The sequence below is a fragment of the Streptomyces sp. NPDC046349 genome (assembly GCF_055587885.1).
The window spans coordinates 665,369-685,343 of the sequence record NZ_JBVJFK010000002.1 but is presented as its reverse complement, the minus strand read 5'-3'; the positions used below and the strand labels follow the sequence as shown (position 1 = coordinate 685,343).

General features: G+C 71.9%; 17 protein-coding genes and 1 pseudogene. 6 read left to right on the top strand and 12 right to left on the bottom strand.

Going from position 1 to position 19,975, the window contains the following annotated elements:
• Positions 1-109 precede the first annotated feature (109 nt).
• The 3 genes from ACZ6JS_RS06815 to ACZ6JS_RS06805 all read left to right on the top strand — a co-directional run bounded on the left by ACZ6JS_RS06815 (position 110) and on the right by ACZ6JS_RS06805 (position 4,628).
• Entirely contained in the window at positions 110-2,596 is a 2,487-nt protein-coding gene (locus tag ACZ6JS_RS06815; protein ID WP_469296268.1) for an alpha-amylase family glycosyl hydrolase, read from the top strand.
• A gap of 26 nt (positions 2,597-2,622) precedes the next feature.
• Entirely contained in the window at positions 2,623-3,663 is a 1,041-nt protein-coding gene (locus tag ACZ6JS_RS06810) for a LacI family DNA-binding transcriptional regulator (protein WP_469296266.1), read from the top strand.
• A gap of 74 nt (positions 3,664-3,737) precedes the next feature.
• Positions 3,738-4,628 (top strand): phosphatase PAP2 family protein, encoded by an 891-nt coding sequence (locus ACZ6JS_RS06805; RefSeq protein ID WP_469296264.1) that lies wholly within the window; start codon positions 3,738-3,740, stop codon positions 4,626-4,628.
• A gap of 73 nt (positions 4,629-4,701) precedes the next feature.
• Here ACZ6JS_RS06805 and ACZ6JS_RS06800 read toward each other — a convergent pair whose 3' ends face one another.
• From ACZ6JS_RS06800 to ACZ6JS_RS06780, 5 genes are all read right to left on the bottom strand, one after another.
• Positions 4,702-6,771: a phosphocholine-specific phospholipase C gene (locus ACZ6JS_RS06800; protein ID WP_469296263.1), complete on the bottom strand. Its 2,070-nt coding sequence runs from the start codon at positions 6,769-6,771 to the stop codon at positions 4,702-4,704.
• 133 nt (positions 6,772-6,904) lie between these two features.
• Positions 6,905-7,411 (bottom strand): GNAT family N-acetyltransferase, encoded by a 507-nt coding sequence (locus ACZ6JS_RS06795; protein ID WP_469296262.1) that lies wholly within the window; start codon positions 7,409-7,411, stop codon positions 6,905-6,907.
• Positions 7,411-8,364: a hypothetical protein gene (locus ACZ6JS_RS06790; protein ID WP_469296260.1), complete on the bottom strand. Its 954-nt coding sequence runs from the start codon at positions 8,362-8,364 to the stop codon at positions 7,411-7,413. Before ACZ6JS_RS06790 ends, ACZ6JS_RS06795 begins: the two co-directional genes overlap by 1 nt.
• Before the next feature lie 122 nt (positions 8,365-8,486).
• Positions 8,487-8,690, bottom strand: a complete 204-nt coding sequence (locus ACZ6JS_RS06785) for a DUF397 domain-containing protein (protein WP_469296259.1) — start codon at positions 8,688-8,690, stop codon at positions 8,487-8,489.
• A complete protein-coding gene (locus tag ACZ6JS_RS06780) occupies positions 8,687-9,535 on the bottom strand; it encodes a helix-turn-helix domain-containing protein (RefSeq protein WP_469296445.1) in 849 nt (282 codons plus the stop codon). Before ACZ6JS_RS06780 ends, ACZ6JS_RS06785 begins: the two co-directional genes overlap by 4 nt.
• A gap of 92 nt (positions 9,536-9,627) precedes the next feature.
• Here ACZ6JS_RS06780 and ACZ6JS_RS06775 point away from each other — a divergent pair.
• Together ACZ6JS_RS06775 and ACZ6JS_RS06770 are read left to right on the top strand one after the other, a co-directional pair.
• A pseudogene (locus ACZ6JS_RS06775) lies at positions 9,628-10,109 on the top strand (ATP-binding protein).
• A gap of 201 nt (positions 10,110-10,310) precedes the next feature.
• Positions 10,311-11,174 carry a helix-turn-helix domain-containing protein gene (locus tag ACZ6JS_RS06770; RefSeq protein ID WP_469296258.1) on the top strand — a complete coding sequence of 288 codons (864 nt, stop codon included), beginning with the start codon at positions 10,311-10,313 and terminating at the stop codon, positions 11,172-11,174.
• A gap of 8 nt (positions 11,175-11,182) precedes the next feature.
• Here the strand turns inward: ACZ6JS_RS06770 and ACZ6JS_RS06765 are convergent, their stop codons facing one another.
• Entirely contained in the window at positions 11,183-11,752 is a 570-nt protein-coding gene (locus ACZ6JS_RS06765) for a hypothetical protein (RefSeq protein WP_469296256.1), read from the bottom strand.
• Positions 11,753-12,354: 602 nt separating this feature from the next.
• Here ACZ6JS_RS06765 and ACZ6JS_RS06760 point away from each other — a divergent pair.
• Complete coding sequence (locus ACZ6JS_RS06760; protein ID WP_469296253.1) at positions 12,355-13,128, top strand: CAP domain-containing protein; 774 nt, start codon at positions 12,355-12,357, stop codon at positions 13,126-13,128.
• 115 nt (positions 13,129-13,243) lie between these two features.
• Here the strand turns inward: ACZ6JS_RS06760 and ACZ6JS_RS06755 are convergent, their stop codons facing one another.
• From ACZ6JS_RS06755 to ACZ6JS_RS06730, 6 genes are all read right to left on the bottom strand, one after another.
• Positions 13,244-13,708: a hypothetical protein gene (locus ACZ6JS_RS06755; protein WP_469296252.1), complete on the bottom strand. Its 465-nt coding sequence runs from the start codon at positions 13,706-13,708 to the stop codon at positions 13,244-13,246.
• 2 nt (positions 13,709-13,710) lie between these two features.
• Positions 13,711-14,211, bottom strand: a complete 501-nt coding sequence (locus ACZ6JS_RS06750) for a hypothetical protein (protein ID WP_469296251.1) — start codon at positions 14,209-14,211, stop codon at positions 13,711-13,713.
• A 29-nt stretch (positions 14,212-14,240) separates the two neighbouring features.
• The gene (locus ACZ6JS_RS06745) at positions 14,241-15,542 is read right to left on the bottom strand and encodes a hypothetical protein (RefSeq protein WP_469296250.1); all 1,302 of its coding nucleotides are present in this window, start codon (positions 15,540-15,542) and stop codon (positions 14,241-14,243) included.
• Between the two features lie 30 nt (positions 15,543-15,572).
• Positions 15,573-16,052, bottom strand: a complete 480-nt coding sequence (locus tag ACZ6JS_RS06740; RefSeq protein WP_030964927.1) for a hypothetical protein — start codon at positions 16,050-16,052, stop codon at positions 15,573-15,575.
• Positions 16,053-16,167: 115 nt separating this feature from the next.
• Complete coding sequence (locus tag ACZ6JS_RS06735) at positions 16,168-19,185, bottom strand: bifunctional [glutamine synthetase] adenylyltransferase/[glutamine synthetase]-adenylyl-L-tyrosine phosphorylase (RefSeq protein ID WP_469296248.1); 3,018 nt, start codon at positions 19,183-19,185, stop codon at positions 16,168-16,170.
• A 282-nt stretch (positions 19,186-19,467) separates the two neighbouring features.
• Complete coding sequence (locus ACZ6JS_RS06730; protein WP_469296246.1) at positions 19,468-19,878, bottom strand: hypothetical protein; 411 nt, start codon at positions 19,876-19,878, stop codon at positions 19,468-19,470.
• Positions 19,879-19,975: the final 97 nt, after the last annotated feature.

The following is a 19,975-nucleotide window of genomic DNA, read 5'->3' as shown; positions in this document are numbered from 1 at the left end:
ATCGTTACATCCGTGTGTCCGTACGGTTGCCGCAGCTTGCTGTTAGTTCGAGTCGTCTTCGACTGCTCGGGCCCGCAACCAGGGGGCATGGTGCCGCGTTGACCCCGATATGACCCACGAGTCGACGGCCGTCGGCCTTGCAAGCGCTTACAGCAACGCGACGACCGCAAGCGGTGACTGGTGGCGCGATGCCGTCATCTACCAGGTGTACGTGCGCTCCTTCGCCGACAGCAACGGCGACGGGATCGGCGACCTGCGCGGCGTCCGCTCCCGCCTCCCCCACCTCGCCCGCCTCGGGGTGGACGCCGTGTGGCTCACGCCCTTCTACGTCTCCCCGCAGGCGGACGGCGGCTACGACGTCGCCGACTACCGGGCCGTCGACCCGCTCTTCGGCGATCTCGCCGACGCCGGCGAGCTCGTCCGGGCCGCGCACGAGCTCGGGCTGCGGATCATCGTGGACGTGGTGCCGAACCACACCTCGGAGCAGCACCCGTGGTTCCGGGCCGCGCTCGCCGGAGAGCCGGGGGCCCGGGAGCGCTACCTCTTCCGCCGCGGGCGGGGCGCGGACGGGAGCCTCCCGCCGAACGACTGGGAGTCGGTCTTCGGCGGCCCGGCGTGGACCCGGGTCCCGGACGGCGAGTGGTACCTGCACCTCTTCGCGCCCGAGCAGCCGGACCTCGACTGGACCCACCCGGAGGTCACGGCTGAATTCGACTCGGTCCTGCGCTTCTGGCTCGATCTGGGCGTCGACGGCTTCCGCATCGACGTCGCCCACGGCATGGTCAAGGCGGAGGGCCTGCCGGACATCGGCCGCGGCGCCCAGGCCACGCTCATCGGCACGGAGCCGCTGCCGTTCTTCGACCAGGACGGGGTCCACGAGATCCACCGGGCGTGGCGGCACCTCCTCGACTCCTACGAGGGGCAGCGCATCGGGGTCGCCGAGGCCTGGGCCCCGACCTCGGAGCGGCTCGCCCTCTACGTCCGACCGGACGAACTCCACCAGGCGTTCAACTTCCGCTTCCTGAACTGCCCGTGGGATCCGGCGGCGATGCGCACCGTGATCGACGAGTCCCTGGCCGCCACCACTGCGGTCGGCGCCCCGACCACGTGGGTGCTGTCCAACCACGACGTCGTCCGCCACGTCACCCGGTACGGGGGCGGGGCGCAGGGCCTGGCCCGCGCGCGGGCCGCAGCCATGCTGATGCTGGCGCTGCCGGGCTCGGCCTACCTCTACCAGGGCGAGGAACTGGGCCTCCCCGAGGTCACGGACCTGCCCCCCGGATCCCGCCAGGACCCGGCCTTCCGCCGCGGGCGCCGTCCCCAGCCCGCCGTGCCCGCCGTGCCCGCCGTGCCCGCGGTCATCGCCCCGCGCCCCTCCGAGCCGGATTGCGCCCCCGCATCCGGCCCGGAGGCCGGCTCGGGCAACGGCCCGTCGGCCGTCCCCCGCACCGCACCGGGGGCGAGCGCGCGGGCCTGGCCGGAAGCCGGGGCGGGCAGTCGGCCGCAGGCCGCACTGCACGTCGCGCCGCAGGCGCACCCGTCCCCCCGGCCGGAGGCCGGGACCGACAACGCCCCATGGGCCACCCCCCGGACCTCGCCGCCGGCCCAGAACCCCGGCCGCCCGCAGGCCGGCACGGGAACCGGGCCGGCGTCCGGACCACTCACCGCGCCTCCGGCGCAGAAGCCCGCGCCGGAAACCGGGTCCGGGGCCCGGACCGGACCGGAGGCCGGACCCGAAGCCGGGGCCAAGGCCGGACCCGAAGCCGGGGCCGAGGCCGGACCCAACGCCGGGCCGGAGGCCGAGGCCGACGCCGAGGCCGGACCCAACGCCGGGCCGGAGGCCGGGGCCGGACCCGACACCGGGCCGGAGGCCGGGGCCGACGCCGAGGCCGACGTCGAGGCCGAGGCCGAGGCCGAGGCCGGACCCGACGCCGGGCCGGACGCCGGGCCGGAGGCCGGGGCAGACGCCGAGGCCGACGCCGGGGCCGGACCCGACGCCGAGGCCGAGGCCGGACCCGACGCCGGGCCGGAGGCCGAGGCCGACGCCGAGGCCGACGCCGGGGCCGGACCCGACGCCGAGGCCGGGGCCGGACCCGACGCCGGGCCGGAGGCCGAGGCCGACGCCGGGGACGATCTACTGACCGCGCCGGAGGCGGAGGGGCAGGACGGGCTGCGTGACGGTTGTCGCGTCCCCATCCCCTGGGAGGGGTCGGAGCCCCCCTACGGGTTCGGGCCGGCCGGCAGCTGGCTCCCGCAGCCCACGGCGTGGGCCGGCCTCAGCGTCGCCGCCCAGACCGGCGACCCGCACTCCACGCTGGAGCTCTATCGCGCCGCCCTGGAACTGCGCCGAGCGATGCCCGGGCTGGGCGCGGCGGAGGCCGACCCGTCCCCCGACCCCTGCGGAATGCGCTGGCTGCCCGCACCCGACGGGGTCCTCCTCTTCACCCGCCCCGGCTTCGCCTGCACCCTCAACACCCGCCCCGACCCCGTCGAACTCCCCGCGCCCGGTCGTCCCGTACTCTCCAGCGCCCCCGTGGAGACCGACGGGCGCACCGTCCGCCTTCCCCCGGATTCGTGCACGTGGTGGGCATTTTGACGTGGCGGCCGGTACAGTCCAATCCCGTGACCGCACGGCTAGCCGACATCGCAGCCCAGGCGGGGGTCAGCGAAGCCACAGTCAGCCGCGTGCTCAACGGCAAGCCCGGTGTGGCCGCGGGCACCCGCGAATCCGTGCTGGCCGCGCTGGACGTCCTCGGCTACGAGCGTCCCGTACGGCTGCGCCAGCGCAGCGCGGGCCTCGTGGGACTGATCACGCCCGAGCTGGACAACCCCATCTTCCCGGCGCTCGCGCAGGTCATCGGCCAGGCCCTGACCCGCCAGGGGTACACGCCGGTGCTGGCCACACAGACGCCCGGCGGGTCCACCGAGGACGAACTGACCGAGATGCTCGTCGACCGCGGGGTCTCCGGAATCATCTTCGTCTCCGGCCTGCACGCCGACACGACGGCCGATATGGGCCGCTATGACCAACTCCGCGGCCAGGGTGTCCCCTACGTCCTGATCAACGGCTTCTCCGACAAGGTGCAGGCGCCCTTCGTCTCCCCCGACGACCGCGCAGCGATGCACCTCGCGGTCACCCACCTCGCCGCGCTCGGCCACACCCGCATCGGCCTCGCCGTCGGCCCGAAGCGGTTCGTGCCGGTCCTGCGCAAGATCGAGGGCTTCCGGGCCGGGATGAAGGAGCGCCTCGGCCTCGACGAGGCCGAGACCGAGGAACTGATCCAGCACTCCCTCTACTCCCTCGAAGGCGGCCAGGCCGCCGCGGCGGCGCTGATCTCGCGTGGTTGCACGGCCGTGGTGTGCGCGAGCGACATGATGGCGCTCGGTGCGATCCGGGCGGCCCGCCAGCAGGGGCTGCGGGTGCCGCAGGACGTCTCGGTCGTCGGCTTCGACGACTCCCCGCTCATAGCTTTCACCGACCCGCCGTTGACCACGATCCGCCAGCCCGTGCAGGCGATGGGGCAGGCGGCGGTGCGGACGCTGCTGGAGGAGATCGGCGGTACGCCGGCCCCGCACAGTGAATTCGTGTTCCTGCCGGAACTGGTGGTCCGCGGCTCCACGGCGTCGGGCCCCGGGCAGCGGCGCGCTGCGTCTCGTACCTGAGACGGAGCGGCTGCGCCGAAGACCGTCCGGAGGGATGATCGGAGGCGAGAGCTCATCTGGCAGACTCTCTCCCCATGGGTGAATCGAGCGTGAAGACACTGGAAACCCGGACGGACGTCTCCTCACCCGTAGTGGTCGAGACCGAGACCCGCCCGGGTTCCGACCGCGCCCTGCTCTCCCGGCTGCGGGTCCCGCGCCGGCCGCGCATCTGGTTCGAGATCCTGCTGATCGCGGTCAGCTACTGGACCTACTCGCTGATCCGCAACGCGGTGCCCGAGCAGAAGTCGATCGCCCTCGCGAACGCCGACTGGATCTGGGGTGTCGAGCGGACCCTCGGCATCGCGGTGGAGCAGTCGGTCAACCACGCCGTCAATTCCGTGACGTGGCTGATCGTGGGCATGAACTACTACTACGCCACGCTCCACTTCGTCGTGACCATCGGCGTGCTGGTGTGGATCTACCGCTTGCATCCGGGCCGGTACGCGGCCACGCGGCTGGTCCTCTTCGCCACCACGGGCGTGGCTCTGGTCGGCTACTACTTCTACCCGCTCGCGCCGCCCCGGCTGATGAACGGGCAGGACTTCATCGACACCGTGCTGGTCCACCACACTTGGGGCTCCATGGCCTCGGGGAACCTCAAGCACATGTCGAACCAGTACGCTGCGATGCCGTCCATGCACATAGGGTGGTCGCTCTGGTGCGGGCTGACGATCTTCGCGGTCGCGTCGGCCCCCTGGGCCCGGATCCTGGGCCTGCTCTACCCCACGGCGACCCTCGTCGTCATCGTGGCCACCGCCAACCACTTCTGGCTCGACGCCGTGGGCGGCATGATCTGCCTGGCCTTCGGGTATGCCGTCTCGCGCACCTGGTACGGCTCGATGCCGCACCGCCTGCCCCGTCACCCCGAGCACACGGGCCCGCACCCGGCGTCGGAACTTGTGAACCGCTTCCGCACACCCCGCTAGGGCGCAGCCGCCCGGCCCCCTGCACGCGAGCGCCCGTGCCCCGGAAGACTTCCGGGGCACGGGCGCTCTCACGTCAGGAGGACTGGTCCGTCAGGATCGCCGGGTCCGAAAGGCCGGCCGCGCCGGTTTCCACCTTGCCGGCGAAGCGGCGGCCGAAGTCGGCGGTCTCGGACGAGGTCACCGTCACGTCGTACCAGCGTCGCGTGTTCTTCAGGGAAACGCTGTAGGTGACCGTGGCGCCCTTGGCGACCGTGACGCGGTTGGCTCCTCCGCCGTAGGCGTTGGTGATCGTGAGGGTCGCCGTCGACGTCCCGGCATTGGTGAGGGTGAGGTCCAGGTTGCCCGTGGTGGCGTTGTGGCGGGCGGTGACCTCGGGGCCGGCGGTGGTGCCGGGGTTGCGGAAGCCGCGCAGGAAGCCGTTGGGGCCGTGCACGGTCAGGTCGGTGACGCCGGCCGAGTAGCGGGTGTTCCAGGTGTCCGAGATCGACTTGCCGGCTTCGGTGGTGTACGTCCAGGGGGCGTCGGTGCGGTTGGCGGAGGTGACGTAGAACTGCGCCCCCAGGTCCGCGCCGCCGCTGAAGGTCAGCCGGTACTTGCCCTCGGCGGTGAGGGCCGCGCCGTCGACGTACGGGGCGTACTTCAGCGGACGGGTGCGGCACTGGCCCTTCTCCTGGCGCGGCATGGACCCCACGGCCGGCGGGGTCGCCCGGAAGTCGGGGTGCCGCTCGCGGTCCTGCGGCTCCCACGGTCCGGTGTCGGGCAGCGACACCGTGGAGGTGTCCTTGCGGGCGAAGTCGAAGGCCGAGGTCAGGTCACCGCAGACGGCCCGCCGCCAGGGCGAGATGTTGGGCTCGTGCACCCCGAAGCGCTTCTCCATGAACCGGACGACGGACGTGTGGTCGAAGGTCTCGGAGCAGGAGTAGCCGCCGGTGCTCCAGGGCGAGACGACGAGCATCGGGACGCGCGGGCCCAGCCCGTACGGTCCGGCGACGTAGCCGGTCCTGCCGGGGAAGACGTCGAGGGCGGTCGGCGTGGTCGACAGGCCCTGACCCGCGTCGGCCGGGGCGTACGGGGGGACGACGTGGTCGAAGAAGCCGTCGTTCTCGTCGTAGGTGATGAACAGGGCGGTACGGGCCCACACGTCGGGGTTGGACGTCAGCGCGTCCAGGACCTGCGCGATGTACCAGGCACCGAAGTTGGATGGCCAGTTCGAGTGCTCGCTGAACGCCTCCGGGGCGGCTATCCAGGACACCTGCGGCAGGGTGCCGGCGGCGACGTCCGCGCGCAGCCGGTCGAAGTAGCCCTCGCCGGCCTTGGCATTGGTGCCGGTGCGGGCCTTGTCGTAGAGCGGGTCGCCGGGCTGGGCGCCCCGGTACTTGTTGAAGTAGAGGAGGGAGTTGTCGCCGTAGTTGCCGCGGAAGGCGTCGTTGATCCAGCCCCAGGATCCGGCGGCGTCCAGGCCGTCGCCGATGTCCTGGTAGACCTTCCAGGAGATCCGGGCCGCCTCCAGGCGCTCGGGGTAGGTGGTCCAGTCGTAACCGAGCTCGGCGTTGTTGAGGACGGGGCCGCCGCCCTTGCCGTCGTTGCCGGTGTGGCCGGACCAGAGGTAGTAGCGGTTGGGGTCGGTCGAGCCGATGAACGAGCAGTGGTAGGCGTCGCAGATGGTGAACGCGTCGGCGAGGGCGTAGTGGAACGGGATGTCCTCACGCGTCAGGTAGCCCATCGTGGCGGGCGTCTTGGCGGGCACCCAGTTGTCGTACTTGCCCTTGTTGAAGGCGCTCTGTCCGCCGGCCCAGTCGTGGTTGAGGCCCTGGAGGTACTCCATGCCGAGATCGTCGGACGGCGGGCGGAAGGGCAGCGTCTCCTTGCCCGCGTTGTCGGCCTGGTGCCATACGGACTTGCCGCTGGGCAGGGTCACGGGGCGCGGGTCGCCGAAGCCTCGGACGCCGCGCAGGGCGCCGTAGTAGTGGTCGAAGGAACGGTTCTCCTGCATCAGGACCACGATGTGCTCGACATCGGCGATGGTGCCCGTCGTCCCCTGCGCGGGGATGGCGGCGGCGCGCGCGATGCTGTCGTTCAGCAGGGTCAGGGCGGCTGCGCCGCCGGTGAGCTGGAGGAAGCGGCGACGGTTGAGTTCTGCCATGGCGGGAGAGACCTCTGCTTCGGTCGACGGTGTCTGAGCGCTCCCAAGAACAGCGTGCCCGGAGGACCGGAGAGGGAGCCGGATGTGACGTCGGCGGGTACGCCGGGCGAACGGCAGGCGGATTCCGGCGGTGTCAGCAGTCGCGCTCGTACTCGACCTGGGTGAGCGGCTTGCCGTCGCCGAAGTCGTAGGGGCGGGTGGCGCCGCTCTCGGCGAAGCCGGCCTTGGTGTAGAAGCGGCGGGACTGCGGGGTGTCACGCAGGGTCCAGAGGTGGGCGCGGGTGAAGCCGTCGCCGCGCAGGTGCCGCAGCGTCCCGGTCATCAGCGCGGCGGCAACACCCGTTCCCCAGCTGTCGGGGTGGCTGTAGAAGGAGAGGATCTCGGCGGCGCCGGGCCTGGTCGAGGACGAGCGGAAGACGGACATGGCCACCGGCCGGCCGTCCCCTTCGGCCAGCAGGATCGTGGCGTCCAGCTCCACGAGCCGCGCGTGCCAGCGGGTGCGCCTGCTCGCGATCCCGTCCGCGGCGAACCCCGGATCGAAGAACGGCGCGTACGCCGCCTCCCACGCGGCGGCGTGGATCTCGCCGAGGGCGTCCCCGTCGCCCGGGCCTGCGCGGCGAATCGTGAACTTCGTCTCCACTAGCGGTGGATCCTTTCCAGGGCTTCGGTGAGCGTGCGGACGTAGGCGCGGTCGGCGAGGATCCGTACCCCGGCGAAGGGCTGCCCGAGCCGTTCCTCCCGGGCCAGGATCCCGCGCAGGAGCGGCGCCGCCGGGGCCGCCGGGGCGCCGATCTCTCCGAGGTGGTGGACGGCCTGCCGTACCGGCATGGCGGGGCTGCCCTCCCAGGCCGGGTCCACCTGCGCCAGCAGCACCGGCACGGCCGGCTCCGGGTCGCCCGTGATCCGCCAGTACGCGTGCGCGGCGTACGTCCTGGTCCACGCGCCGGGCGACTCCATCAGGAGGCGCACGGGCGTTGTGTGTACGGCGGCCAGGGGACCGAGGTCGGCGAGGAAGGGCAGGCCATGGCTCGCGGTCCCGGACCGTACGGCCGCCCCGCACACGTCGAGGGCGAGGGCGGGGTCCCCGGTGACCTTCCAGTGCGCCCAGGCCGCGCGGCGCGGGTAGGAGCCGCCGGCCCCTCGGCCCCGGCCGGTGGCGTACGCGGCCAGCCGGTCGGCGGCGCCGACGGCCGGTGCGCCGATCCGGCCGAGCACGCGCAGGGCGTCGTAGGTGTGGGCCGTCCCCAGGTGCCGGATCACCTCGGCCGCGGCGGGCGAGGCGGCGGGGCCCCAGAGGGCGAGGAGTTCGAGGAGGGCTGTGCTGGAGTGGTACCGCTCCGGCTCCTGCCGCAGAACGGGCAGCACCACGGGGAGCAGCTCCGCGGCGGGCAGCGTGGCCAGGATCCGTGCGTGGGGACGGTCGTACGGCAGCTGGTTGGCCGCGGCGAGCCGCCGCAGGACGGGCAGCGCACGGAGATCGCCCATCCCGGCGAGGGCGAGCGTAAGCCCGCCGTCGGTGTGAGCGGAGCCGCGGCCGAGGGACTCGGCGATCAGGTCGGCGTGCGCGGCGACGGCTCCGCCGGCCTGGGACACCGCGTGATCCGCGTCCCAGCCGGCATACGTGTCGCCACACACGGCTTCGACAACGGCATCCCAGCACCATGGCTCGGGCCGCCGGTACCGATAGAGGGCCTTGGTGGCTTCGTCGAGTCCGCTCACGCGGCGGCGTACGCCACGAAACCGCTCCAGGCGTCCGGGGTGACGGCGAGGCGGGCGCCCGCGGGGCGCTTGGAATCCCGGACGAGGACGGTGCCGGGGGTATGGGCGACCTCGACGCAGTCGGCCCCATCGGCCGTGCTGTAGCTGCTCTTGACCCACGCGAGGCCGGAGAGGCCCTCGCCCGACGGCTTGATGGTCATGTCTCCCCCAGTACCTTTTCGATGAACGTCAGCGACGCCCGTGGCGTCAGGGCCTGTGCCCGGATCATGCCATAACGCATGTCCAGGATCTGGACCTCTTTGGGTTCGGTGATCAAGCGACTGGCCAGCTGAACGTCGTTGTGCCCCACGGTCGTTCCGTCCCTGAGACGCATGACCTTGAACGATGAGGCGAGCCCGGAATGCTCCTCGACCGCGAGGGGCATCACCTGGATCTCGACGGTGCGCAGCCTCCCGATCTCCAACAGGTGTTCCAGCTGGCCGCGCAACACCATCTTGCCCCCGATGGGCCGTCGGAGGACAGCCTCTTCCTGTACGACGGTCAGGAGCGGGGCCGGATGTCGCTGGAGGATCTCCTGGCGGGCGAGCCTGGCAGCGACCAGACGTTCGACCTCGCCCTCTGAGAAGGCCGGGCGCCTCAGCCCGAACAGGGCGCGGGCGTACGCCTCCGTCTGGAGCAGACCCGTCACCACGACGTTGTCGTAGGACCCGATCTCCCCTGCCTCGGATTCCAACTTGGCCAGATCCCGGACCTTCTTGGGATAGCGGGCCCTTTCGACATCGGCCTTCACGGCGGCGATTTTCCCGCCCGCCCCGAGGACCTCGTCCGCCTTGTCCAAGAACTCCGGGCGCGGAATACGGGCCCCTCGCTCGATCTTGTAGATCAGGTTCGCCCCGTATCCCATCCGCTCACCGAATTTGGTTCGGTCAAAGCCCGCCGCCTCACGCCACATCTTCAGCTGGCGTCCCACCGTGGCGATGACCGCCCCGGATTCGTCCTCCGGGTCGAGTTCCCAGCTCGACTCGTCGGCGCCGTCCGTGTTCACATCCGCCTCCCCTTGGACCGCGAGGACACCACGGGACCGTTCTGGACAACCGTCGTACACAGCGCCCTCAACTCTGTTCAGCGTACGCACGGGTGGCCACGCTGAGTCACGTGAATCAGGAAATCTCCCTCGTCGCCACGCTTCCCTCCACCCCGCGCGGAGCCCGCGCCGCACGCGCGCTCACAGTGGCCCAACTCACTGAGTGGAGGCTTCCGTTCGAGGACGCGGCACAGGTCGTAGCCGAACTCGCCGCGAACGCCGTGACTCACGGCAGGGTGCGCGGGCGGGACTTCCGGCTCGCGTTGCACCTCGCGCCGGGGCCTACGCTCCGTATCGAAGTGTCCGACACGCGCCGGGAGTTCGGACCATCCGCGGTCTGCGGCCGCCGGACCCCGAGGCGGAGTGGGGGCGGGGGCTGGTGCTGGTGTCCGCGCTCGCCGTGCGGTGGGGAACGGATCTCGGGCCGGCGCCCCTGAAGGCGGTGTGGGCGGAAATTGATGTGGCGAGTCCGATTTCACCGGATCGAGGTTTCCACGGCCCGGTGGATCGATATCCGGTGACGCGCGACGCCTAAAGACCAATCACCGGGGGAAATGACCTTCCATACCTCCCCCTCCCCTCTCACCCGGTCGGGTGAATCACCCCAACCAGGCTGGCGCGTATGCCAATTCGCCGGGCACTCTGACTCCCGACAACCCCATAAACGCATTCGGCCCCCGGCCGGGACGGCAATCCCGGGCGAGGGCCTGACCACAACGGAAGTAGCACCTTCCCCATGGCTGACCAGCAGCTTAGCGCGCCTGCGCGCGTCCCGTCGGGTATCCGGCACGTCAATCGCGACCACCGCCGCGGCTACGTCAAGATCGGCAACCATCTCGCCCAGCACCGCGAGCTGAGCATGGCGGCGATCGGCCTGGCCACGCATATCCAGTCGCTCCCGACCGGCTCCAAGGTGACCATCAAGGCCCTCGCCGAACGCTTCCCGGAGGGCGAGGTCCGCATCGCCACCGCCCTGCGCGAGCTGGAGCGGCACGGCTATCTGGCCCGATTCCAGGAGCGGCTGCCGACGGGGCGTGTCGTGACCTGCACGGTGTCCTACAACAACCCGCCCGCCATGGCCGAGGCGACCCGCGGGCCGCGGATGCCACCGCAGCGGCCGAAGCCCGCCGCCCAGCCCGGACCGGAGCCCGACCCGGAGCCCGAACCGACACCCGCGCCCGAGCCCGAGCCCGAAACCGTCCCGTCCGAGGCCGAGTCGGAGGCGCGGGAACTGCTGGCCCGGTTGCGGCTGCGCGATCCGCGGCTGCTGCTGTCCGAGCGGGACACGGTACGGCTGGCGCCCGCCGCAGCCGAGTGGCTGGAGCGCGGGCTGACCCCGAGCGCCGTCACCGCGGCCCTCACGCGCTCGCTTCCGACCGTGCCGATCCACTCCCCCGCCGCGCTGCTCGCCCACCGCCTGCGGGAGCTGCTGCCACCCCGCCTGCCGGATCCCTGCGCACCCCACCCGGGCGGCCCGGACCGCACCGTCCACCCCCTCCGCACGTGCGAGGGCTGCGAACGCGCCTTCCGCTCCCCCGTCCCCGGCCACTGCCGCAGCTGCGCACCGCCGCCCCCACCCGGAACGGCGTCCGCCGCCTGAGCCACGGGCTACAGCGATTCGTCGGCGGCCCTGTCCAGGAACGACTGCAGTGCGGCCAGCTGCGCCCGCACCGCTTCGGCGAACTCGACGTCCGCCTTCGCCACGTCCACGCCCTCGGGGCCCTTGGCGTACCAGTCCGTCGCCAGCTCGCCCACCCGCTCGGAGCGCGCCTCGATCGCCGCCAGGTCCTTCCTTCCCTCGGGCGGTACCACGAGGCGCGCCGTCGTGATGGCCCGCGCGAGGTCCGTGTTGGCCGGCGCGTACCCGCCCTCGAACTGGCGCCGCCTCTCCTGCGCGGTCTTGGTCGGGTCGAGGCTGAGGGTCAGAAGCTGGGTGGACTGCTGCACGTACTTGTTCGCGGTCCCCGCGAGTTCCACGTAAGCGGCCCGGCGGATGTCCGAGCGGCGGGCCTGCGCCTCCTCCCGCCGGGTGTCCTTGGCCTCGAAGTAGGCGAGCGTGCTCCCGGTGAGGCCCGCCAGGGCGCCGATCAGCGCCCCCGCGAGCGCGGCGGTCGTCGTACTCGGCTGCCTCCGGCGCCCATTCGCCTCGCCATCGGCCTTGTCCTTCTTCTGCGTCATGCATTACCCGTACCGCGACCGACCCGACCCGGCACCTGCAACCACCTGGAGGCACGAAGACGCCGGGACCGCTCGAATGAATTACATAGGGCGATCACACCCACCCCCACCCTGATCATTTGCAGGCTCGGCCATTCCTCCGAATGAGCCACGGGGAATGCGGGCAGGTTCTCGCCGCACCCTTCGCGGGCGGCGCGGGCGGCGACGCCACGATCCGGCGCCTGGTTGCGTGACATGCGTCACGACGGGAACCGCGACCCCGGAGGGTTTCCCGGGCACGCCACCCCATCGACATTTCGACATTTGTCCGTTTTGGATTCGACATTCCCCTCTCCTACGGGAACGGAATCCCGGCTACCGCCTCAGCTGCCCCCTACTTCCCTGGTCACGGGCGTTCCTGAGAGCGCATCACATGGTTGTGCCAGTGACCTGATCGTGACCATGCACGATCAACGACCCGTTTCAAGCCGTGTGCCGAATCCTCCGGATGAGCTCGAAACGGAAACTTGCCAGGCCAATGGCGGGCTTCTAAGAATGTCGACCATTCCGGCGTCCCGCAGTTCCGGCGCCGGAAGCTTCGCGAACACCGAATGGGGTCACGCATGCAGAAGCATCGGAAGAAGAAGCAGTACCGGAAGATAATCATCGGGGTCAGCGCTCTCGGAATCGTGGGTGTCCCCACGGCCGCCATGGCCTGCTTCGACTCGGGCGGCGGCGACACCGGCCGGACGCGTACCGTGAGCCACCAGGCGCAGCGCCCGTGGCAGTACGAGCCCTCCACCACCCCGGACCTCATGGTTCCCGTGGACGTCCCCACGTCGCCCAGCAGCCCCGCAGCACCCACGGAGCCGGTCGAGGAGTCCTCCCAGCCCCCGCAGGCACAGCCGCCGCAGGTACAGCCCCCGCAGGCCGCGCCGCAGCCGGCGAAGCCGCCGGTCACCAAGAAGCCGCAAGCCCCGCAGCCGCCGAAGACCTCGCCCGCGCCGGCGCCCGCCGCCTCCGGCTCCGTCGCCGCCGTCCTCGCCCTGGTCAACCAGGAGCGCGCCGCCGCCGGATGCCAGGCGGTCACCCTGAACGCGAAGCTGACGAAGGCCGCGCAGGACCACAGCGCGGACATGGCCGCCCACAGCAACATGTCCCACACCGGCTCCGACGGCTCAGACCCGGGCGCGCGCATCACCCGCGCCGGCTACACGTGGAGCACGTACGGCGAGAACGTCGCCTACGGCTACAGCACGCCCGAGAAGGTGATGGAGGGCTGGATGAACAGCCCCGGCCACCGCGAGAACATCCTGAACTGCTCCTTCAAGGAGATCGGCATCGGCCTGGCCCAGCCGAACCACTACTGGACGCAGGACTTCGGCACCGCCCGCTGACACCCGTCCCGCTCCGGGACAGCAGACAGCCGACAGCGGAGTGCGGACCGCGGACCCCTCGCGGGTCCGCGGTCCGCCGCGTGGCGCTGGCCCGCCGGTCGGGCAGGCACAGCCGTCACAGCCTGAACAGCACTCCGCGCCAGGTCCAGCCCGCCTTGAGGACCGTGTTCTGCAAGGGGTTCCTCATCTGTCCCGTGTCGAACCGGAAGGTCTCGACCTTGCTGCGGCGGCCGTCAGCGCCCCGCCGGTGCTCCCACTGCCGGTAGACCGCCTTGCCCGGCCCACGGCCGTACTGCTCGCCGGAGTGTTCGAGCGCGGGCTCCCACCGCTCTTCGAGCGTGCGCACCTCGTGTTTCGCGGGGACCAGGCGCATGCTGGTCCTGAGGGTCAGCCGCATCTCGGGCACGCGGCACTCCGCCACCAGGTCGGCACGCTCCTTGGGGGTCCCCTCGCGTACGAGGAACACCCCGGCCGGTCCGCCCAGCGCGAGCAGTGCTTCCCGGAGGTCCGCGGCGGCCGTCGGCGTAAGGCCGGGCGGCGGGTACCTGGTGCCCGTCCGCCGGTCCCAGAAACCGCCCACCGTCAGCCCCCCGCTCCGCTGTCCGGGCGTACCGAGCGCACGAACTCCTGGAAGTCCTCCAGGACGCCGTCGTGCTGTGCTGCGGTCGCGGTGAGTGCCAGCCGGATCATCGCCCGCTTGCGCGGGTCCCCGCTGTCCACGAAGAACAGGTAGACCTGGGACTGGACGAGGTCACGGACGTCGCCGCCGTCGGCGCCGGCGGAGAAGCTCAGCCTCTGGGTGAGCGCGGGCGCCTCCTGCGAGCCGACCTCGCGACGGTGTTCCACCACCACCGACTCGGCGAAGGCGCGCAGGCGCTCCACGGACGCGTCGGCGATCTCCTCGAGCGTCACCCCGTCCTTCGGGAACCCGCCGTCGACGGTGATGTTCGCGGCGAACCCGGCGTCGGGCCGCGGGTGCACGGCGGCGAAAGCCACCCCTTCCGCGTCGAACCCCTCGGGACGGGCCGGAAGCCATCCCTCTGGCAGCCGGAACTCGATCGGCACCGGCAGTGTCGCAGCCATCTCGGACCCTCCTTCCTCGGAAACGTACATCAGTCGAGCAACCAGTCCTTGAAGTCCCCGGCGGCGTCGCCGACCGCCTGGGCCGTGTCGCCCACCGCATCGGCGGCGTCACCCGCGGTCTTGACCACCTTGGCGGGATCGACGGTGATCTCCAGGCCGATGGACCCGCCGAGGATCGGGGAGGCGCCCGCCTTGCCGCCGATCTTCCACACGCCGGTCGTCTCGTCCTTCTTGTAACCCCACCAGGCCTCGGCGCCGGGACCGGCCCAGCCCTCGGCCGTCAGGCCGACCCCGATGCCCCCGGACTCCACGCCTCCGGTGACGCTGCCCTTCGCCCCGGCGAACGCCTTCGCGCCGACCGTGACTTCTTCCTTGGTGGCTTTGGCACTGACTCCGGCCTCGGCGCCGGCGAATCCCTCCAGGCGTCCGTAGACGCTCTGGTACTCGCCTCCCGCCCGGCCTTCGGCCAGTCCCCGCACGCCGGCGGAGGCCTCGGCCTTGGCGACGAGGCCCTTGTCGGTGAAGCCCACGTTCGCGGTGGCCCGGCCCCCGCCGTAGATGTCGGCGATCCCGGACAGCTGCATCCCCGCAAGGTCGGTCTCGCCCTTGGCGGTGCCGTGGAAGAGGTCGGCGTACGCCTTGACCGAGGCCTCCTTTCCGTACTGGCCGGGCCCGGTGGCGCTCCAGCCGAGCTTGTCGTTCTTCGTCTCCACCTTGGATTCGTCGAGCTTCTTGGCCTTTGCCAGGTCACCCTCGGCGTAGTTGTTGAAGCCGGTGAGCGTCTCGTCCAGGCCGCTGCCCTTGCCCAGGGCGTCCTTGTTGGTGTCGGTCACGGCCGCCACCAGGGCGTCCTTGACGTGCTGATCGGCCTCGGTGACGGCCTTGACCCGGTCGTCGATGTGCTTCTGCCACTTGCCGACCGCGGTGCGGACGGCCTCCTGGCCGTCGGGGTCGTGGTGGTAGGCGCTGCGCTCGGACGGCGTCAGCTTGGACCAGTCGAAGGCGACACGCCCCTGCTCCGAGACGCTCATGCCGGCAGCGATCGCGTCGTCGCGGGCGCTCTCCAGCTTCTTCTTGAGATCGGTGAACTGGTCGCGGGCGCCGCGCAGCAGGCTCGCGATCGCCTTGGCCTGGGTCTGGGCGGCGGAGTACTCGTAGCGGGTCGCCGTGAATTTCGTCCGCGCGACCCCCGCGCTGATACCGGACCAGTTGTCGCCCATGACGATCTTCTGGACGGTGTCGCCGTAGCGGGTCTCGACCTTCTTCAGCTCTTCCGCGACCTTGTCCCACTGCGCGGCGGCCGTCGTCAGCAGACCCAGGTCCGTGGTCATGACTTCGTAGTAGGTCAGCACGTCAGGCCTCTAGATCCCGTGCAGTTGTGACTGCGACAGGAACTGGTTCTTCAGCCCCAGGTCGTTTCCGGTGAAGTAGCCCGAGGCGCCGAGCAGCGAGGTCTTCTCGCCGGCCAGCCGCCCCATCAGGGTCGTCACCTGCTGCTCCCACGTCTCCGCGACCTTCTTCAGGCCGGCCGCCGTCTCCCAGCCCTCGAAGCCCTTGCGGGCGGAACCCGTGGCCTCGCCCGCGTGCCCGGCGGCGCTCTTGGTCCTCGGCTCCAACTCGTTCTGGATCGTGGCCGCCGCTGCGTTCTTCTCGGCCGGCGACGAGGCGAAGTCCGGGGAACCGCCCGTCAGGTACGGGCCCGCGGGCGGCGGGGTCACGCCGGGGGCGTAGGGCACCACCGCCGGCGGTGTGCCGCCAGGGGCGTAAGGGCCCAGCGGTGGACCGCTGTTCAGCCGCATGTCCACGTGCCGGTCGGATATCTGGTCCAGCTCGTCCGCCATCGTCCAGCCTCCCCGTTGAATGGAGGCTGATCATATGCAAAGCGCAAAGGCGGCGGGCAACCACGTGCCGTCTGCGGACCGGGGTCTGCCCCCGGCCCGGCTGCCCCCGGCCCGGCTACGCGCCGTAGAAGAGTTCGTCGACCACCGCGCGGGCGCGGCGCGTGATGCGCCGGTAGTCGTCCAGCAACTCGCCGACCGTGCCCTCCGCGTAGCCGAGGTAGCGGCCCACGGCCGCCAGTTCACGGGCCTCGGAAGGGAAGGTGTCCCCCGCGCGGCCCCGAACCAGCATCACCGCGTTGCGGACCCGGGTCGCCAGGACCCAGGCCTCGTCCAGGATCTGCGCCTCGTCGGTCGGGATCAGCCCGGCCGCGTGCGCGGCCGCGAGAGCCTCGCGGGTACGGGTGGTCCGCAGGCCCGGTTCGGCCCAGGCGTGCCGCATCTGGATCAGCTGGACGGTCCACTCGACGTCGCTGAGACCGCCGCGGCCCAGCTTGGTGTGCAGGGTCGGGTCGGCGCCGCGCGGCAGCCGCTCCGACTCCATCCGGGCCTTGAGCCGGCGGATCTCCCGTACGGCGTCCTCGCCGAGGCCCTCCGCGGGATAGCGCAGCGGGTCGATCAGCTCGATGAAGCGGCGGCCGAGCTCCTCCTCACCGGCGACCGGCTCGGCCCGCAGCAGCGCTTGGCTCTCCCAGGTCAGGGACCAGCGCCGGTAGTAGGCGGCATAGGAGGCCAAAGTGCGCACCAGGGGGCCGGAGCGGCCTTCGGGCCGCAGGTCGGCGTCGATGAGCAGCGGCGGGTCCGCGGTGGGCAGCTGGAGCAGCCGGCGCATCTCGGCGACGACGGTCTGGGCGGCCTTCGCGGCCTCCTGCTCGTCGACGCCCTCGCGGGGTTCGTGGACGAAGAGGACGTCGGCGTCGGATCCGTAGCCGAGTTCGTGGCCGCCGAAACGGCCGACGCCGATGACGGCGAAGCGGGTGGGCAGGGTGTCGCCGAAGTGCGACTGCACGGCGGCGCGCAGGGCGCCCGCGATGGTCGCGGCGGTGAGGTCCGAGACGGCCCCGCCGACCCGGTCGACCAGGGCTCCGTGGTCCTCCTCCGCCGGGCTGTCCTCCGTACCGTACGAGCCGATGATGTCGGCCGCGGCGGTGCGGAAGAGCTCGCGGCGGCGCACTCCGCGGGCAGCGGCGACGGCGGTCTCCGGGTTCTCGGCGCGGCCCACGGCGGCGAGGACCTCCTGCCGGAGGGCGTCGTGCGTACGGGGCTGCAGGCCTTCCGGGTCGCCGAGCAGGGCCACCGCCTCCGGGGCCCGCATCAGCAGGTCGGGGGCGAGGCGTCCGGCGGACAGCACACGGGCGAGGTTCTCGGCGGCGGCCCCCTCGTCGCGCAACAGGCGCAGATACCAGGGGGTCTTGCCGAGGGCGTCGGAGACCTTGCGGAAGTTCAGCAGGCCGGCGTCCGGGTCGGCGGAGTCGGCGAACCAGCCGAGCAGCACCGGCAGCAGGGTCCGCTGGATGGCGGCCTTGCGGGTGACGCCGGAGGCCAGGGCTTCGAGGTGGCGCAGGGCCGAGGCCGGGTCGGCGTAGCCGAGGGCTTCGAGGCGCTGGCCGGCGGCGCGCGGCGAGAGCCGGGTCTCGCCCGGGGTGAGCTGGGCGACGGCGTCGAGCAGCGGCCGGTAGAAGAGCTTCTCGTGCAGACGGCGGACCACGGAGGCGTGCCGGCGCCAGGCCTTGTGGAGTTCGGCGACGGGCTCGGTCCTCAGGCCCATGGACCGGCCCAGGCGCCGCAGGTCGTTCTCGTCCTCGGGGACCAGGTGGGTGCGGCGCAGCCGGTAGAGCTGGATGCGGTGCTCCATGGCGCGCAGGAAGCGGTACGCGTCGTGCAGCTGGGCGGCGTCGGCGCGGCCGACGTAGCCGCCGGCGGCGAGGGCGTGGAGGGCGTCGAGGGTGGTGCCGGAGTGCAGGGTGGCGTCGCTGCGGCCGTGGACGAGCTGGAGCAGCTGGACGGCGAACTCGACGTCGCGCAGGCCCCCGGGGCCGAGCTTGAGTTCGCGGTCGACATGGGCGGCGGGGATGTTGTCGACGACGCGGCGGCGCATCTTCTGGACGTCGGCGACGAAGTTCTCGCGTTCGGCCGCCTGCCAGACCAGGGGGCTTATGGCGTCGATGTACTCGGAGCCCAGGCTCGCGTCACCGGCGACGGGGCGGGCCTTGAGGAGGGCCTGGAACTCCCATGTCTTGGCCCAGCGCTGGTAGTAGGCCAGGTGGGAGGCGAGAGTGCGGACGAGGGGTCCGTTGCGGCCCTCGGGGCGGAGGTTGGCGTCGACGGGCCAGATGGTGCCCTCGACGGTGGTCTCGGAGCAGATCCGCATCAGGTGCGAGGCGAGGCGGGTGGCGGCCTGGAGGGCCTTGGCCTCGTCGGCTCCGTCCCGCGCGGCTCCGCCGTGGGCAGACCCCACGGCCGCGTCCCCGACGAAGATCACGTCGACGTCGGAGACGTAGTTGAGCTCGTTGCCGCCGCACTTGCCCATCGCGATGACGGCGAGACGGCAGATCGCCGCATCCTCGGGAGCGGCGGCGGAGGCGATCCGCAGGGCGGCGCGCAGGGTGGCGGTGGCGAGGTCGGCGAGCTCGGCGGCGGTCTGGGCGACGTCGATGGTGCCGCAGACGTCGCGGGCCGCGATGGACAGCAGGCAGCGGCGGTAGGAGACGCGCAGGGCGACGGGGTCGTGGGCGTCCGCGAGACCGCGTTCGAACTCCGCAAGTCCCGGGTGCAGGTCGGCCGCCTCGTACGTGACGAGGCCGAGCCAGTCGCGTGGGTGGCGGGCGAGGTGGTCGCCGAGCGCCTCGGAGGCGCCGAGCACGCCGAGGAGGCGGTCGCGGAGGGGTTTGGCGCTGACGAGGGTGTCCAGGAGCCCGGGCAGCTCGTCGTCGGGCTGCGCCTCTGCGAGTCGGACCAGCCCGCGCAAGGCCAGGTCGGGGTCGGCGGTCGCGCCGAGGGCGTCAAGCAGTACGGGATCGGCGCGTACGGCGGCGAGCGCGTCGGAGTCGAGCAGCCGGGCGGCTGCGGAGGGGTCGGTGAACCCGCTGCGGAGCAGCCGGATGAAGGTGCTGCTCCTGCGTCCCGGGACCGTCATCCCGCCGCCTCCCGCGGTCGTCGCTGCCACTGCCTTGCACTGCCCTGACCTGCCTGGGTCGAGCCTATCCGGAGCAGGCGTTCGACTCACCGGGACGTACCATGACGTGGATTATCGGATTATCCGAATACTTATGGCGTAATGGGGCTCGTTCCCCGTCGACCGGCCACGAGGAGCCCCATGTCCGACGGACACCCCCGCCCCGGTCCTGCCGCGGGTGACCGTGTCCCGGCTGCGCCGCCTCCACAGGGACCGACGTACGGGCCGTACGGGGAGTACGCGTCATACGACGGGCACGGGCAGTTCGCGGGGAGCCAGGAGCCCCAGCAGTACCACCAGGCCCACCTCCCTCGCCAGCACCAACACCCCGATTCCGTAGGTGAGTTTCACCATGGGTCGCAGGTCGAGTGGGCCGGATGGCCCGGGGGGACCCACTGTCCGCCACCGCAGGCCCAGCAGATCCACGAGACCCGGCAGCCGCAGGGGGCCCAAGGATTCCGACAGCCGTACGCGGAACAGCGGGACTTCGTGCCACTGCAGACACATGGGGCCCAGCAGGCACACGAGTTCCAGCAGCCACACCCGGCCCACCCGGGCCGGCAGCACGTCCCGCCGCTGCACGGACAACCGAGCCAAAGCCCCCATCAGGCACATGAGTTCCAGCAGCCACACCCGGCACCACAAGGCGGGCAACCCGTCTCCGGTCGCAAGGCCGCGCGGCGCGCCGAAGCATCCCCACCGGGCGCGCCGGGCAGCAGAGCCGACGCCGGAACCAGCAGCAGCCGCAGGG

Bases quoted from the DNA above. Each gene is read 5' to 3' on its own strand.
- ACZ6JS_RS06735 (WP_469296248.1), bottom strand. From the start codon at position 19,185: ATGACGGTCCCGGGACGCAGGAGCAGCACCTTCATCCGGCTGCTCCGC.
- ACZ6JS_RS06765 (WP_469296256.1), bottom strand. From the start codon at position 11,752: ATGACGCAGAAGAAGGACAAGGCCGATGGCGAGGCGAATGGGCGCCGG.
- ACZ6JS_RS06805 (WP_469296264.1), top strand. From the start codon at position 3,738: ATGGGTGAATCGAGCGTGAAGACACTGGAAACCCGGACGGACGTCTCC.
- ACZ6JS_RS06760 (WP_469296253.1), top strand. From the start codon at position 12,355: ATGCAGAAGCATCGGAAGAAGAAGCAGTACCGGAAGATAATCATCGGG.
- ACZ6JS_RS06750 (WP_469296251.1), bottom strand. From the start codon at position 14,211: ATGGCTGCGACACTGCCGGTGCCGATCGAGTTCCGGCTGCCAGAGGGA.
- ACZ6JS_RS06800 (WP_469296263.1), bottom strand. From the start codon at position 6,771: ATGGCAGAACTCAACCGTCGCCGCTTCCTCCAGCTCACCGGCGGCGCA.
- ACZ6JS_RS06740 (WP_030964927.1), bottom strand. From the start codon at position 16,052: ATGGCGGACGAGCTGGACCAGATATCCGACCGGCACGTGGACATGCGG.
- ACZ6JS_RS06770 (WP_469296258.1), top strand. From the start codon at position 10,311: ATGGCTGACCAGCAGCTTAGCGCGCCTGCGCGCGTCCCGTCGGGTATC.
- ACZ6JS_RS06785 (WP_469296259.1), bottom strand. From the start codon at position 8,690: ATGACCATCAAGCCGTCGGGCGAGGGCCTCTCCGGCCTCGCGTGGGTC.
- ACZ6JS_RS06815 (WP_469296268.1), top strand. From the start codon at position 110: ATGACCCACGAGTCGACGGCCGTCGGCCTTGCAAGCGCTTACAGCAAC.
- ACZ6JS_RS06745 (WP_469296250.1), bottom strand. From the start codon at position 15,542: ATGACCACGGACCTGGGTCTGCTGACGACGGCCGCCGCGCAGTGGGAC.